At 49.4% G+C, this 16308-nt stretch carries 13 protein-coding genes; 5 read left to right on the plus strand and 8 right to left on the minus strand.

Annotation, left to right across the window (positions count from 1 at the left end; translation table 11 throughout):
• Window positions 1-201: 201 nt before the first annotated feature.
• The 4 genes from A7975_RS15075 to A7975_RS15090 form a co-directional block, all read right to left on the minus strand.
• Window positions 202-1446 (minus strand): MFS transporter, encoded by a 1245-nt coding sequence (locus A7975_RS15075; RefSeq protein WP_065385617.1) that lies wholly within the window; start codon window positions 1444-1446, stop codon window positions 202-204.
• Window positions 1447-1481: 35 nt separating this feature from the next.
• Window positions 1482-2834, minus strand: a complete 1353-nt coding sequence (locus A7975_RS35440; RefSeq protein ID WP_065385618.1) for a DUF2087 domain-containing protein — start codon at window positions 2832-2834, stop codon at window positions 1482-1484.
• Window positions 2835-2983: 149 nt separating this feature from the next.
• Entirely contained in the window at window positions 2984-4210 is a 1227-nt protein-coding gene (locus A7975_RS15085) for an MFS transporter (RefSeq protein ID WP_065385619.1), read from the minus strand.
• 55 nt (window positions 4211-4265) lie between these two features.
• Window positions 4266-5366, minus strand: coding sequence for a lactonase family protein (locus A7975_RS15090; protein WP_065385620.1), 1101 nt, complete (start codon window positions 5364-5366; stop codon window positions 4266-4268).
• A 165-nt stretch (window positions 5367-5531) separates the two neighbouring features.
• Between A7975_RS15090 and A7975_RS15095 the strand changes: the two genes are divergently transcribed.
• The 4 genes from A7975_RS15095 (at window position 5532) to A7975_RS15110 (ending at window position 8352) form a co-directional block, all read left to right on the plus strand.
• The gene (locus A7975_RS15095) at window positions 5532-5894 is read left to right on the plus strand and encodes a LytTR family transcriptional regulator DNA-binding domain-containing protein (protein WP_053372279.1); all 363 of its coding nucleotides are present in this window, start codon (window positions 5532-5534) and stop codon (window positions 5892-5894) included.
• 155 nt (window positions 5895-6049) lie between these two features.
• Window positions 6050-7048 (plus strand): aldose 1-epimerase, encoded by a 999-nt coding sequence (locus tag A7975_RS15100; RefSeq protein ID WP_065385621.1) that lies wholly within the window; start codon window positions 6050-6052, stop codon window positions 7046-7048.
• A gap of 150 nt (window positions 7049-7198) precedes the next feature.
• The gene (locus A7975_RS15105; protein WP_053372281.1) at window positions 7199-7666 is read left to right on the plus strand and encodes a hypothetical protein; all 468 of its coding nucleotides are present in this window, start codon (window positions 7199-7201) and stop codon (window positions 7664-7666) included.
• Window positions 7663-8352: an AIM24 family protein gene (locus tag A7975_RS15110; RefSeq protein WP_065385623.1), complete on the plus strand. Its 690-nt coding sequence runs from the start codon at window positions 7663-7665 to the stop codon at window positions 8350-8352. The genes A7975_RS15105 and A7975_RS15110 overlap by 4 nt, the downstream gene beginning before the upstream one ends.
• 50 nt (window positions 8353-8402) lie before the next feature.
• Here the strand turns inward: A7975_RS15110 and lacZ are convergent, their stop codons facing one another.
• On the minus strand, window positions 8403-11510 hold the full coding sequence (lacZ, locus tag A7975_RS15115; protein ID WP_065385624.1) for a beta-galactosidase, LacZ type: 3108 nt from the start codon (window positions 11508-11510) through the stop codon (window positions 8403-8405).
• Window positions 11511-11741: 231 nt separating this feature from the next.
• Here lacZ and A7975_RS15120 point away from each other — a divergent pair, with 231 nt between their 5' ends.
• The gene (locus A7975_RS15120) at window positions 11742-12578 is read left to right on the plus strand and encodes a M23 family metallopeptidase (protein WP_065385625.1); all 837 of its coding nucleotides are present in this window, start codon (window positions 11742-11744) and stop codon (window positions 12576-12578) included.
• A 112-nt stretch (window positions 12579-12690) separates the two neighbouring features.
• Here A7975_RS15120 and A7975_RS15125 read toward each other — a convergent pair whose 3' ends face one another.
• The 3 genes from A7975_RS15125 to A7975_RS15135 all read right to left on the minus strand — a co-directional run bounded on the left by A7975_RS15125 (window position 12691) and on the right by A7975_RS15135 (window position 16308).
• The gene (locus A7975_RS15125) at window positions 12691-14496 is read right to left on the minus strand and encodes an ABC transporter ATP-binding protein (protein ID WP_065385626.1); all 1806 of its coding nucleotides are present in this window, start codon (window positions 14494-14496) and stop codon (window positions 12691-12693) included.
• Between the two features lie 139 nt (window positions 14497-14635).
• Window positions 14636-15400: a response regulator transcription factor gene (locus A7975_RS15130; RefSeq protein ID WP_065385627.1), complete on the minus strand. Its 765-nt coding sequence runs from the start codon at window positions 15398-15400 to the stop codon at window positions 14636-14638.
• A gap of 77 nt (window positions 15401-15477) precedes the next feature.
• Window positions 15478-16308: a carbohydrate ABC transporter permease gene (locus tag A7975_RS15135; RefSeq protein ID WP_053372287.1), complete on the minus strand. Its 831-nt coding sequence runs from the start codon at window positions 16306-16308 to the stop codon at window positions 15478-15480.

Consider the following 16308-nt stretch of genomic DNA (forward strand, 5'->3'; position numbering starts at 1 on the left):
CATTTCTCAAACACCATTTGCCATTTTGCGACAAAATGACGACTCCCCCTTCAAAAGCTACTCTTCCAAATGGCCTCCCGAACAACAAAAAAAAGCACGCCTCTCCCTCAACCAAGGGTAAAAGCGTGCTTCGCTTAACGTCATATTCATTTAAATAGATGTTACTTCACATGACAGAATCTGTCAATATCCTCCAACAAACTAAGTGCTCGATTGAGCGACAAGCGGTTTATGCTTGAATAGCGGAATAAGGAGCAGCATCCCTAAAAACATAATCGACCCTGCAACGACATAGATGCCGACCAATGGGAATACCAGCTTGAGCTGTCCGGCAACGAGCGTCATAATAACCATCATTCCCATAAACATCGGCGTAAGAACACCGTTTACTCGTCCCGTGTAGGATTCCTCCGACCACTGCAAAATCATCGTACTAATGCCGATTTGAATCATCGGGAAACCTAGCCCGCTAATAAATTGCAGTACTAGCGTAATAGGAACGCTTGTCGATAAACCTGTGCCGATCATGCATACTGAGCTAATCAGCAAGCCAAGCGCAAGCAGCTTTTGCGGCGGAACCTTCTTGGCTACGACCATAACTGCGCCACCGCCAACAAGCATCGCTACCCCGTTGACCATCAGCATATATTGCAAAAATTCTTTTGGCTGACCCAGCCGCTCAAGAACGATGAACAAACCAAGCGTCTGGGCAATGCCGACCGCCGTACCTGCCAGCGCGAACGTTCCACCCAGCGCTTTCAATACTGGACTGCGCCATACATAGCCGAATCCATCCTTAAGCTCCTGCCAAAATTGTCGTTTTGCAACCTTTTCCGTTTGCTCCACCTCACGGTCGCGAGGGATGCGGAACAAGACGACCGCCGACAATAGAAAAGCTACGCCCATAACGCCGATCGAAACCTCAATGCCGAATTTTTGATACGACATTACGCCGAGCGAAGGCCCAAGCACCATAAAGATGGCGATAAGCGATTGAAACATCGCCATGGCAGATTGAAGCTGCTCCGCCGGAATATGCTGCTTAAACAGCTTCATCGCCGACGGCTGCGAGAACTGTGATAATATCGCGGATACGAACGTGGCAAAATAGACCATATGCCATGATCCATATAACAGCGTAATCAACACGATAAACACGGATAATGCCGATAAGAAGTCACACCAAATCATCGTGAGACGCGGCTTCCACCGATCCGCAAACGTACCGCCGATGAACGAAAATACGAAAATCGGCAAAAATTCCACAAACCCCATTAAGCTAATTGCAAACGGATCTTCGTTCGTCTTATCTGTCACATACATCAAAATCGCAAAATTACGAACCCAAATCCCGATTTGCAGCAATACGTTCGACAGCAAAATCGTTTGAAAAAACTTGTTGCGAAGCAAACTATCTCCTGCTCCTGTTACTCCCTTAGCAGACATTTTTACCAACACTCTCCCTCATCCTAAATGTTGCTTCAGTCGTTTCCCTTGTCGGCAGGGCCATGATAGCCTTTTTCACCGTAGGGCTGAAGCTTCTCTACCCACTGTTCCTTTAACTCTCCCACTTCCCGATTATATTGGCGAACCAAATCAACGGGCTGACGGCCTTCTGGGTCCAAAACGTCTTTATAATCATAACGAATCTTTTGCTCAAGTTTAACGGTCTCTAGTATGAGAAATGAGAAATTTTCGCCGCCAAATTGCTTCCATTCCTTCTGCAGCTCCCGATTCGAATGTGTATCCATATTAAGAACAAACTGCTCTTTGCCCCATAGCGCATCTAAATTTGTTGAACCTCCTACAAATATTTTGCCATTGGCATTATTTTTAATTTGGTACACACCCATCGAACGTTCGCGCTCCTGATACTCCGCCGTCAACTGTTTGCGTTTTTCCTTATCCATTTTCTCTCCATCCCCTCTATTATCCTCTTGACCTTGCCCATCCTTTATTGCTTTTTTCTTGCCAGCTTTTCCTTGCTTGCCTTTCGGGTCATTTTTCGGTGCCGCCTGCTCCTGCGTCTCCTGCCTTTCTGCCTCTTGCCGTTCGCCCCTGCCCACGCCTTTGACCCAATACGCACGGCCGTCGTCTTTGCGGTCCAAATATCCATATTCAATTAAATAGCGACGAAGCGTCACGAAATCCTCTTCCCAGAAGAGGCTGAGCCGCGCATTGACTTCCTTCTCCGTATAACGGACACCGTTTTCGAAATACGAAGCAATATGGCGCAGTACAGCGACTTTTCGCTTCTCCTTGCGCGGGAATGAGGCAAGCGGCCCTTCAGGTCCCTTCGGAAAATATTGCTTCAATAGCTCCGCGTATTCCTCTTCAGTAATCGCATACCGCTCATCTACCTGCTTGGCCGTACGATGGATCGGCACGAAGCGCGGCGCCGCGACTGTGCCTTCGTCCATCATTTCCATAATGGCAAGCAGCAGCTTAGCCTGCTTCGCTTTCTCCTTCAGCACAAACCGATGATTCCGAATGGTCGAGGCACTGCCCGCGCCCGTACGGCTCAGCATCTCCGCGTCGGACAAATGGTCGGCAAACCCGCGGATGAGCTCTTTTTGCAAATCGGTCAAACCTGTCTGCTTCTTGTCTAGCTCAAGCAAATAATCAAGCATGGAGCCATGCTCCTGCTTCACATGAAACGATGCATACTTGCGTGCTTCATACCAGCGCCCAGCTTGCGCCTCATGAAATATTTCTCCATCCTCAAACCGTTCGCCGCATATGAGGCAATAATAAAATCCTTCCGCTTCCTCGTATACATATCCTTGCTTCAGCTCTTCGACAGACGATGACCAAAACCGTTCTTCTTGATCCATTTATACAAACACCTCTCATGTTCGTTTGCTTATTTTATAGACATTATATAATTATGTTTGGTTTTTATCAATGGATTATCTGAAAAACAAAAAAACTGCCCTAAGGATCACTCCTTAAAGCAGCTATTAACCTTTTTAAATCATCACGATCAAGCTTCTTTCCTGTCCTTTGGCAGCAAGAGCGCCAGCAGCCCCATCAGAGGCAATACGCTGCATGCGATCATGACAAAGCTGAGCGAGCGCGCATCCGCCAAATAACCGAGAACGACCGCGCCAAGTCCTCCCATGCCGAACGCAAGTCCGGTAATAAGCCCCGAAGCCGTCCCCACCTTGCTAGGCATTAACTCTTGGGCGTAAACGACGCTGACCGAAAAGCCGGATTGCAAAACAAAGCCCAGCACGACGATTAACGGGTAAACCCAAGCTAACGGCAAGTGCGGCAGGAGCAGGGCGAACGGTGCGGCGCCGAGAATCGAGATCAGCATCATTTTTTTGCGTCCGATCCGGTCCGCCAATATGCCGCCGAGGAACGTCCCAGCTACACCGGCAGCCAGAAATAAAAACAAGGGGATTTGTGCTTGTTTAATCGTTAAGCCATACGTTTCAACGACATAAAACTGATAAAAATTTCCGATTGCGGCAGCATACCAGGAACGGGCGAATACGATCGCAAATAAAATGGCAAGCGCATAAGCGACGACCTTCGGCGCAAGCGCCGGCTTTACGTTTCCCGCGGCCTTTCGCTGCTGCATTTTCCCATCATGCACGGCTAGCTGTTTCTTATACCAAGGCACAACCTTCATCAATATAATAATGGCCGTTGCAGCAAGCAAAGTTCCCCATATCGCACCCTTCTGTCCAAAAGGCAAAAAGATCAGCATCGTCATGAGCGGTCCGAGCATTTGGCCGAAGTTTCCGCCCACCTGATAGATCGACTGGGAGAATGCACGGCGACTCCCTGCAGCTAAATGAACGACGCGCGAGCCTTCGGGATGGAACACAGCCGAGCCAAGCCCAACGAACACAACCGCAAGCAGCACCAAGTAGAAATTAGGGGCAAAAGCCAAACCGATCATTCCGGCCATACTCGCGAGCATCCCGACCGGAAGCATCCATGGCGCTGGCCTCTTATCCGAAATCAAGCCGACTACGGGCTGCATGACTGACGATGTCATATTAAGCGTAAAAGCGATCCAGCCAATCTGTGCAAGGCTAAGCCCAAGCGATTGCTCTAGAACGGGGAACAAAGCCGACACGACCGACTGCATCATGTCATTCATGAGATGCACGGAGCTAATGCATATTAAGATAGCGTAAACGGTAGCTGATTTTATTGCCGAATTCGTTGTGACTTTACTCGCAAGCGGCGCTGACATAATAAATAGGACCTGCCTTTCTTAACGAAAACCTACATTTTCGTTGCCCTCTCACTTATGATTTGGCGAATTTAATACATACGGGACTTGTTAATTGGAGCGACGCATCCGTTTTCGACAACAGACCGCTCTCCTCATCTACCGTAAATACGGCAATATTGCCCGTCTTCTGATGGGCGACAAGCAGATGGCCGCCATCCGGCGAAATGGCAAAATTACGCGGCGAATCTCCTCCGCAGTCTATATGCTGGATCAGCGACAGCTCACCATTTTGTTGATCAACCGCAAATACGGCGATGCTGTTATGTCCACGGTTAGTGCTGTACAAATATCGGCCCGACACGCCCAGATGAATGTCTGCCGCATCGTTGTATCCGTCATAATCAGCTGGCAGCGCGGAAATACTCTGACCTGCGGTCAATACGCCTTGCTCCGCATCTACCTTCAACACAGTAATGGTTGAATCCAGCTCATTCATGACGTAACCCGCCCGCAATTCCGGATGGAAAATCAAATGGCGCGGTCCTGCGCCGCGATGCACCTTGCTGATTCCATGAGGCGCAAGCGTGCCCTGGCCAGCGTCAAAACGATAAGTAACGACCGCATCGATCCCTAAATCAACTGCACATACGAAAGGGGAATGATCCAGCGGCACGATACAGTGCGCATGTGGAGCATCCTGTCTCGCTGCGTTAGGACCAAGCTCGCCGGTATGCTGCTGTACGGAGGAGGCCGTCGCAAGCTCGCCATTTGCCGCGATCGGCAATAGAGCAACGTTCCCTCCCGTATAATTAGCAGCGAACAACACTTTCCCTTCCTCATCCGTGCTAATGTAGCAAGGGTGTGCGCCATGCGTTAGAAAGCGATTGCCCGTAATGCTAAGCTGACCCGTCGATTCATCGATCTCAAATGACGCGACCGAGCCTCCGCTCTCGCCTCCCGTTGCTTCCGTCTCGCTTGCCGCGTACAAACGGCCTCCACTCGGATGAAGCGTTAAGTACGAAGCATTCTCCAGCCCGCTTACACGCTGAATAACGTCCAGCTCGCCTGTCTTGCTATTGAACGTGCATACATGGATGGTTGGCTCTTCAGCGGTTCCATATGACCCTATGTATAGGGTTCCGCTTGATGTCGGTTGTCCATTTTGGTTAGTCATTTGCACTCAACCTCTCTGTCTTTTTGGCATTACAGTGACCATAGCACATGCCGCTCCAGCAAACAATGTCTTTTTTTTATAAAAGACTTCACAAAACTTATTGTAACATGTTACAATGTAAGCGCTAACAATCAGTGGTTCACATTTCTAAAGGGGGAAATTGAGATGATGAATGAAGTACTGAGCGAACGGAACGTCTATGAGGATTTCGAGCTGGAGTCGGATGTGCTTTACTTCAAGCTTGGCATGCAAGGGCTCGTAAGCTTCCACGGCAGAAACTACAATATAAAGAAGAGAATGACTGCCGAGCAGATTGAACAGCTTTGCCATGAAAGCAGCTTTTACCCGGTCAATTCCAATTGCTACATTAATATCGGCAAAATCAAAACCATTCAAGGCGGCACCATTCATTTCGACTCCGAGATTGCTGATTCAAAGCAAGTATCGGTTAATCGCCGCAAGCAATTCGTTATTCAGCAGCTGTTCTCACAGCGCGCGTCGAGCAGCGATTTGCGCATAACGCCTTAAGGCACAAACAACCGCCCTACTCCCTCATTTTGGGAATTAGGGCGGTTGTTTGTTTGTCTCCGTCCTGCTATTCTTAGTTTAAATAGCCTTTCTAAGCTAACGCTAATGCTGTGACGAAGCAGGTTTCACTTCAATAACTATTTAGGAGGATTTACATGTCAACGCAAGGACAAGCATTCGAGCAATTATTTAATGACGAGCAAGCCGTATGGCTGCAATGGGGCGCTTATGAAGCGGCAGTATTGCCGGCAGTTGGAGCTAACCTCATCGCCTTCCGCGATAAAGAAAACAACTATAGCTTCTTGCGCGAGCCATCGCTAGAGGAAATGGACAGCTTTAGAGCAAATCCCGGTATTCACGGCATTCCTGTTTTGTTCCCTCCCAACCGATATGAGGACGGCACATTTACTTGGAATGGCAGAACTTATACCTTCCCTGTTAACGAAGCCAAAACGGGCAACCATTTACACGGCTTTTTCCATACGGCTGCATGGAGCGTAGCGGATTTTGGCACGAACCAAACAGAAAGCTACGTTTCACTCCAAATTTCTATCGACGAGAACCACCCGATCTATACTTATTTGCCGCATCGCTTCACGCTGAAGCTTCGCTACTCTCTAAATGATACAGGACTGCTGCAGCATGTATCGGTACATAACGAAGGAACGGATGCGATGCCTTGCCTGATCGCTTTCCACACGACGATCAATGCGCCATTTGACCCGGGCAGCACTTCCGATGATTACCGCTTCACCCTCACGACCGGCAAACGCTGGGAGCTTAATGAGCGGATGCTGCCTACCGGCAACTACCAGCCGCTTGTAGCTGACGAAGAAGAGATGAAAACAACAGGCATTTCTCCTTTCTGGGCATCGATGGACAACCATTACACAACCGAGCCAAAAAACGGCCGCAACCAAATGGAGCTGACGGATACTCGCACTGGCGTAACGCTCGTCTACGATGTTGGAACGGCATACAAGCAGTGGATGATCTGGAACAACAACGCTACGCCGGGCTTCTTCTGTCCGGAGCCGCAGCTTAATCTCGTCAACGCGCCGAACGTTAACCTGCCAGCTGACCAGATTGGTCTTGTCGCGCTTGAGCCGGGCGGCATCTGGGAAGAAACGAGCCGGTTATACGTTAGAAAATAAGAATAACCGAAAGAATAGCAGCGATTTCGCTGCTATTCTTTTTTATTCGGGCTTAAAATCAGCCAAATATAGGACGAGAGTGACTATTGTCGAGAAAGACTGTAAAATGTAAGCATCAGCCCCTCTTATGTCGAAAACTGAAGGGAGAATATGATGCGACAGTCATTATGGAAAGCACTCGTACTTATATGCTTCTTAACCTTTATTCTCATCACGATTCCTCAGCCTACCGCGCACGCAGGTTTCTTTGATCGAATTAAAGACATTTACAATACACCCGAGAAAATAAACGAGCTTGAGCAGCAATATATCGAAGCGAAGCAGCAGCTTGAGGAATCTGCCAAGGCCGCAGCCGAATACGCCCAAAAGCAGCAGCAGCTGTTGGAGCAAAACGAGCAGTTCCGTCAGCAAAATGAACAGCTTATCGCGCAAAATGCAAGCATGCAGGCAGAGATGGAGCGCATGAAGCAGGATCGCCAATCATTGGTCAGCAAGCTGATCAATACGGTCATTATTATCGTAGCCGTATTTATTTCTTACATCGTATCGATACGCGTTTGGCGTTATGTGGTATGGCGCAAGCAGCGAAGCACCGGCGGAAGAGGAATCAGCGGATGAACATAACCGTCCCCGCCCAGACCGGGCATGTGCATGTGAGCCTTGAAGCTGCGGACAAGCTCCATGTCCTGCATCCAAAATCAATCATTGCCTATCAAGGCGAGCCGCATAACCGTGAAGATCGATTTATGGATTTTGCCGGGATGTACCGCAAAAAGCGTTGGATTCGCTCTATGTTATCCGGTCCATCCGAGTTCATTATCGGCTTGCCTGCCGGCTGCTCGCTTGAAACGGTTCAGATTGAGGCAAAAAGCGATTTGCTGTTCGATTTTCGCCATATTATCTTTTTCTCGGACGGCATGAAGCTCAAGTCCGTTATTCAAAAACTCAAAAACGCATGGATTACGAAGGAATTTGTCCGCATGCGCTTTTCAGGTCCAGGGATGATCGGCATCATAACGGCCGGCGACGTTAAGTCGATCCAGCTTCATCCGGATCGTCCCCTTTACGTGGAGACGGGGGCGCTTGTCGCCTACCCCGAGCATGCATCCATACAGTTGTCCGTTTACGGCAATAAGCTCGCAAGCCAGCATATGAACGTGCAGTGGGAAATCCGCGGCAGCGGCCCTGTGCTCATTCAAACGGGCTCGCGCGATGCTGAGCTGGAGGAACAGCTGCAAAACGGCGGTTTTATTAAAAGAATTTTGCGCGAGGTGCTGCCGTTTGGAGGCATCTATATCAAATAAACAGAGGCCAGCCAACCGTCAGCAGACGGAAGACCAGCCTCTTTTTTTATTTAAATGCCTTGCAGGGAGAAGCGATGCGAATACGTTTGGTTCGCGTATAGGATATATTCCTTCTCCGGAAGCTGTCCCCAGCTGTCGTTTCCGCCTACGCCCATTTGCTTATGGTTGACGCGAACGACCGTTTTGTCGCTGGCAGGCAGCAGATGGATATGATCATGCGCTTCAAGCTCCGCTGGCGTATAAGGAAGTACATTCAGCTCAAAATGCGGCGCTCCCTTCAGCAGCAATCCCTCACCCTTAGCATTCGTCACCGCAGCTTGGCGTACGTCCATTTTGTTGCCGCACTCCTGCGGCCTAATGTAGGACGCCATCTGCTCTTGGACCTTTCCGGCATATCGTCCAAGCTTACCGCCTGTTTGACGATCCCAATACGTTTCATCGGGACCTTTGCCGTACCAGCTGATATGATCATAATGCGCCGGCATTTGGAATAGGATGCCTACCTCTGGTATTTCCGGCAGATCCGCACCTGGCTGCAACTCCTCGTATACGTTAACCTCTCCATCACCGCCGACTGTATAAATAATCGTAAGCAAGGATTGTACGGTCGTTGGCAGGCTATACTGTACGCGTACCGTTATGCTGCTCTGCTCAACCTCCCAAGCCATCTTACGCAGCAAACGTTCCGTTCCCGCTTCCCGCCATGTCGCACAGCGCACATGCTGCTTATTGCCGCGGTCATTATCCGTATACGCACGCCAAAAGTTTGGCGCAAGCCCCTGCAATAACCGCTCCGAGCCAAGCCATGTATAGGAAACAAGGCTACCGTTTGTTAAATCGAACTGAGCTGTGAAGCTTTCGCCGCTTACGAGCAGCCCCTTCGCGGTTTCCTCTACGTTAATGGCAGGCTTAGCCGCAGCACGTCCAATCACAGGCACTGCTGGCGCTGGCAGCACAAATTGCTCAAATGCAATTTCATGCCCTGCATCTGCCCAAATTGTTTTATCCTTCAATAGAAGCTGTACCGTTAAAACAGCCTCCTCGTGAACGCCCGAAAGCTTAGGCAGCGTATAGGGTATCGTCAGCATTTCTTCTGTTTCCGGAGCCGCAGCCGACTCTATCATGCCTTCTTCAAATCGTATGCCATCAACCGTGACTTGCCAAGCGAGCGTAAAACGGTCCAAATTGCTGAATAAATGACGGTTGGTCACCTTCACTTGCCCGTGCTTCAAATCTACGGCCTCAAACTTCGCGTTTTGATAAACCTTCTTCACCTCTTGAAGCTTAGGCGATACCGTGCGATCCGCAAAAATAATGCCGTTTCCGCAGAAGTTGCCATCATGCGGCGATTCGCCGAAGTCGCCTCCGTACATCATTTTTATGGTGCCGTCTGCGTCCTTGATCCGAATGGCTTGATCGATCCAATCCCAAATGAAGCCGCCTTGCAAAATAGGATACTTTTCGAAAACCTCCCAATATACGTGCAGGCCGCCGCAGGAATTGCCCATCGCATGGCTATATTCGCAAAGGATATAAGGCTTTTGCGGATTTTGGCGGGCATAATGCTCCACGCCTTGCGGGCTCGTGTACATATGGCTTTCGATATCAGACGCGGCGTCCGATTCGCGGTAGTGGAAGATGCCTTCATAATGCACGATACGCGTCGGATCGGCTTCGCGCAGAAAGTCATGCATCTTCATAAAGTTGTCGCCGCCAAACGATTCATTGCCAAGCGACCATATCACGATAGATGGATGGTTTTTGTCACGCTGGAACATGGAATTGCAGCGATCAAGCACCGCCTCCGTCCATTCCGGCCGGCTTCCCGGCACCGTTTCGCCAAGCCCTTTCTGTCCGTAGGACCAAGCGCCATGCGTCTCCAAATTCGTTTCATCGATTACATAAAGGCCATATTCGTCACAAAGCTTATACCAAAGCGGATTATTCGGGTAATGCGACGTACGGACGGCATTAATATTATGCCGCTTCATCAGCTCCGCATCTTTGCGCATATCCGCTTCGCTAATCGCCCTGCCGGTGTCGCAGGAGAACTCATGGCGATTGACCCCTTTGAACATGATGCGTCTCCCATTTATTTGCATCAAGCCGTCCTTGATCTCGAACTTGCGGAAGCCAACCTTGCAGCTAATCGCTTCGAGCAGCGTGCCATTCTCCGCCTTCAAGCTGAGGATCAGCGTATACAAATTCGGCTCCTCCGCGCTCCATTTGAGCGGGTTTTGAACGGCTCCGCGCAGCTGAACGGCTGTCAGACCCTCGCCCTCGATCCCCGTCTGGATCGATAGGGGCGCCTCGAACACAGCTGCTCGATTTGCATCATAAAGTGCCGCCTCTACTGTCAACTCACCCAGCGGCTTCATGAAATAATTGAGCAGCTTTGCATCAATGACCAGCTCCGCATCGCGGTACTGCTCATCAAGCTCGGCTTGGACGAAAAAGTCGTAGAGATGCGCCTCTGGGGTCGTATACAAATAAACATCCCGGAAGATGCCGCTCATGCGCCAAAAATCTTGATCCTCCAGCCAGCTTGCATCGCTCCAGCGGTAGACCTCAACCGCCAGCTTATTGTCGCCTTCGATGAGGTAAGGCGTCAGATCGAACTCAGATGGCGTAAACGTATCCTGGCTAAAGCCGACAAGCTCGCCGTTCAGCCATACATAAAAGGCCGATTCTACTCCTTGAAAGCTGATAAACACCGGCTTTCCTTCCCAGTTGGCAGGTACGGTAAAGCTGCGGGCGTACGAGCCAACCGGGTTATAAGCCGTTGGGGCATAAGGCGGCTTAATATCCTCATTGCCGTCCCACGGATACCTCACATTCGTATATTGCGGATAATCGTAGCCTTGCAACTGCCAATGAGCAGGCACCGTAATGCTGTCCCACTGGCTATGGTCAAAATCTGCTTGATAGAAATTAGCGATACGCGATTCCGCATTCGTGGCAAAAGCAAACTTCCACTCGCCATTAAGCGATAAATAGTCGGACGATTTGTTAGGCGTGCCTTCCCAAGCCTCCTCGGCGGAGTCAAAGGGAATGAGCGAAGCATGCGCTTCCATTCGGTTCAATTGAAAAATGTCCGGATTGTTGTTCCACTCCGGATAGCCGTTCACCGGCGGCGTATAATGCCATTTTTTGCGCATAGATTCAGCACCACATTCCTTTTTATTAAATGATATTCACATTATAATGCATTCCGAAGGCTCGTTTAATCATACAATTTCAATATCCAGTATAAAAATATGAAAATAAATTTGCTTGAATAAACCCTTGCCCCACAGCTCAAGCCCAACATTTACCGCTAAATATAAAGCGCTTACTCTATTAAAATGGAAACGGAGGACACATTTTCTACATAGAGAGGACGAAACTGCATGAAGAAGAGAATGAACCAGCTCGTTTGCAGCACCGCTTTGTTAGCTCTCCTAACCGTTTCACCCGGAATTGGCTCCGCCGCTTCCTACACCGTGCAACAAAACGACACGTTATGGATAATCGGCAATAAGTACAGCACGACGGCCGGAAACTTAAAAAAGCTTAACAGCCTCACTTCAGACTCCATATCGGTTGGACAAAAGCTCGTCGTGCCCGATCCGCCGGAATTCAAGGCAACTAGCGTTCTACCAAACGACACGATGTGGAAAATCGCCCAAAGGCACAGTGTTCCTCTTAATAAGCTGCTTGCAGCTAACCCGCAAACCAACCCAAACAACATTTGGACGGGATTGGGTATCCGAATTCCGAAAAAACCTGACCAATATTTAAACGGGGTATTCCCGCTTGCGAAGGGCAGCTTCACCCCGTTTTCAAACAGCTATGCTGACGCTCGCACTTGGTCAAGTGAAGGCTCAGTGGCTCGCACTCATGAAGGCGTCGATGTGCTGGCGGACAAAGGAACAGCCGTATACAGCGCAATGGCAGGTACGATCGTCAAGGCGGGCTGGAACGAACTGGGCGGCTGGCGGGTTACGATTCAAGTGGACGATCACACCGAATTTTATTATGCGCACTTATCCAAATATGCGGCAAATATTAAGGAAGGCGTCAAAGTAACGGCTGGTCAGCTTATTGGTTATGTTGGCAGCAGCGGTTACGGCCCCGAAGGCACGGAAGGTAAATTCGTTACGCATTTGCATTTTGGCATCTATAAGCGGACGCCTGCTTATCACGCGGTTGATCCGTACCTTTATCTGAAATGGTGGGCTTTGTAGGATGATTTATAGGTCTATCCTCCACAAACAGATGCCGATATGACAAGCATCATTAGCAACCTCGCTGAATAAAAGGAAAAGGGCTGTCCTTGAAGGACAACCCTTTTCTAGCTTATAGCTGCAGCTGCTTGAGGTTATAGAATTCACCTTTGCTCGCCATCAGCTCATCGAAGGTGCCGACTTCGACGATACGCCCGTTCTTCATGACGACGATGCGATCGGCATCACGAATCGTCGACAAGCGGTGGGCGACGATAAACGTCGTACGTCCTTTGATTAGCTCCTGCATCGCCTTCTGCACGTGGAATTCCGACTCGTTATCCAAAGCGGAGGTCGCCTCGTCCAAAATAATAATGCTCGGCTCGCGCACAAGTGCCCTTGCAATCGCAATACGCTGGCGTTGTCCGCCGGACAGCTTGCCGCCATGCTCCCCAACCATCGTATCCAGCCCGTCAGGCAGCTGCCCGATAAATTCGGACAGGTTAGCCATCTCCACGACGCGGCTCACTTGCTCATCGGAAATGTCGCGAAGGCCGTACGTGATGTTGTCGCGAATCGTCCCCGAGAACAAAATATTCGTCTGCGGCACGACCGCCAGATGCTTGCGGTAGCTGCGAAGATCGATGTCGGCCAAATCGATGCCATCCATCAGCACCTTCCCGCCGGTAGGCTGCAGGAAGCCGATCACTAGATTGAGCACCGTTGATTTGCCTGCGCCCGAAGCACCGACAAATGCGATGCATTCGCCCGCTTCAACATCAAGCGTAACGTCCTCGAGCACATGATGCTCGCTTCCCGGATACGAAAGCTCCACGCCCTTGAAAGCGAACTCGCCGCGCACGTTAGCCAGCTTTCTTTTGCCGCTATTGTTCTCAATGTCGGTCGACACCAATATTTCTTTGATCGAATGGATCGATTCGAGACCTTTTGCGATTTGCGGATAAATGTTAATAAGGCCGGTAACCGAAGCCAAAATCATCGCGAAAAACCCTTGGTACATGACGACATCGCCAACCTGAATTTCTCCGTTGTAAGCAAGGTACGCCGTGAAAATTAAGCACAGTACTTGAAAAATTTGAAACGTCACCCAATTCGTCGAGCCAAAATAAGCCTCTACCAAATCAAGCCGGTACCCCTTGCCTTGAATATTGCGAAGCGTCGAGTCGATACGGGCGATCTCCACCTTCTCAAGTCCATGCGCACGCGTAATCGGAATCATCTCGACCATCTCCGACACCCGTGAGGACATCTGCTCAATCTCCTTGCGGAATTCCTTATTGGACTTCCGAATTTTGCGGCGGAAAATCGTAACGATCGCAATCGACATCGGAATCGTCAGCACAAAAAACAAAGATACGATCCAGCTGCTGTTAAGCGTAATGACAAACGAAACGATAATGTTCACGACTGCCGGAGCAAGCGCGATCATGAACTGCTTCGACATCATCTCGACCGCTTCCACGTCGCGCAGCACCTTTGACTGAAGCTTGCCCGCCGGCAGCTCGCGATGCTGATTAATGGACAGCTGCTGCAGCTTGCGCACAAGCGCGCTCCGCAGTCCCGCTTCGACGTATCTGACCGCGCGGCTTAGAAACGATATGTAAGCGGCGTGCGTCGGAATGTTTTGCAAAATAACGATCAAAATAATGATGAAATTAATCCAAATGCCGCTTAACGGATATTTGGCCGGGTTTGTCGCGATGTTAATAATGTTAGCGGTTACGATCGGCAGTACGTAAATCGGCGCGCTCTTGATCAATAAAAACAATAATGAAATGAATAGGTTGCCGAAATTGCCTTTGTACAGCGATAACAAAAATCTAAACGGACTAGTATTCTCCTCTAATGCCGCATTTTCAAACGTGCTGGCAAGCCCCTTCGCAGCACCGATCTTCGAATTGATAACCCTCTCTGCCATTGTCCTCTCCATCCCTCTGTAGCTCTTCATGCTGCTAAACCGCTTGCTAAGCGGCTTACTACCGCACCAATCTTACGCTCATTTCAAGAGCATGTAAATGTGCTATTTTGCACTTATTCTATCCGATTTTGGCACCCATTTAGCGGTGCTTGCCCTTATAGTCCTTCGGCGTCTCCCCAACCATTTTTTTAAACAGCTTGTTGAAATAAACCGGATCGCTATAGCCGACCAGCTGAGAAATTTCGTAGTTTTTCAAGTTCGGATGATCGGTCAAAAATTGCTTTGCCTTCTCGATTCGAATGTCGATCAAATAATCCGTCAGCGTCATGCCCGTTTCCTGCTTAAACAGTCGGCTCAAATAATTGGCGCTCATGCCTACCGTATCCGCCATTCGTTCCATTTCGAAGTTTTTGCCGTACTCTTCCTCCAAAATCGCCTTCATTTGCTCGATGACATGATGCTCTTTTTCCTTCGTAATCGGCTCCTGCGGCAGATCAATCGCTCCCGAGGCTCCGGAATCGGATTGCTGCTCGCAGCGCTCCTGCTTAATTTTAACCAGCAAGTCATATAAGTTCACTTTATCGATCGGCTTGAGCAAATAATCCCGAACCCCGTGGCGCAGCGCCTTCCGCGCATATTCGAACTCGCTAAAGCCGCTCAATACGATGGTCGCAATCGTCCTGCCGCGCAGGTGCTCGATGAGCTTCAGCCCGTCCATCATCGGCATTTTGATATCGGTTATAAGCACGTCAAGCTCACCATCGCCAAGCTTGGATATATGCGACCAAGCATCCATCCCGTTGCTGTACGAGCCGATCACTTTAATGTCCAAATCCATTTTCGTTAATATTTTTTCGAGGCCCAGCCTAATAAACTCCTCGTCATCTGCGATCATGATGTTCATTCCTGCTCGCTCCTTCCGCTAGTTCCTCCTAGTTTGCGCTAAAATCGGTACCTCTGCAATGTAAAACAAGCGGACGGTTATTTCACCGCACCGCTTGTTACACCCGCGAAAATGTACTTTTGCAAGAAAACATAAAGGATCGCTGTCGGGATCATAATAATGAGAATCGCTGAGGAAATCATTTGCCAATCGCCGCTGTTGACTCCGAAGAAACGCATAAGCGACGTAGATACAACGACATGCTCGGCTCTAGGCAAATACAGCAGCGGGATAAACATATCATTATAGATGCTGATCGTTTTCAAGATAACGATAGTCGCCGTAGCCGGAGCGAGCAGCGGAAATATAATGGAGCGGAAAATACGGATGAGCGATGCTCCCTCCAGCATGGCGCTTTCATCCAGCTCGTAAGGAATGTTCCGAATGAATTGCAGATAAATGTAGATTTGCAAAATATCCGCGCCTACATAGATGAGGACAGGGCCCATTAAATTGTTCGTTAAACCAAGCGTCTGAATCGTTTTGTAGTTGACGACTTGGGTCGTAATTGCCGGGATGATCGTCGCGAATAAGAATAAGCCGACAAGCGGTCCCTTAAATTTGAAGTTAAAGCGCCCAACCGCATAACAAAACGCCGATCCGATCAAAATGTTCAAAATAAGCGTAACAGCAATAATGAACAAGGTGTTGCCAAAAGCGTTGATCATATCGGCTTGCTTGAACGCTTGACCGAAGTTTTTGAAATACAGGAAGCTGTCAGGCATCGCGATGGTCGACTTGGCATGAAATTCATCCTTCGTCTTGAAGGCATTCACAACGATGATATACGGCGGGAACAATATCGCAAATGCGGCCAATATGAGGCTGATATATTTGATCGTATCCCAGAGCTTATTGGATTTATTCAT

This window comes from Bacillus sp. FJAT-26390 (assembly GCF_001682865.1).
Lineage (GTDB): Bacteria > Bacillota > Bacilli > Paenibacillales > Paenibacillaceae > Pristimantibacillus.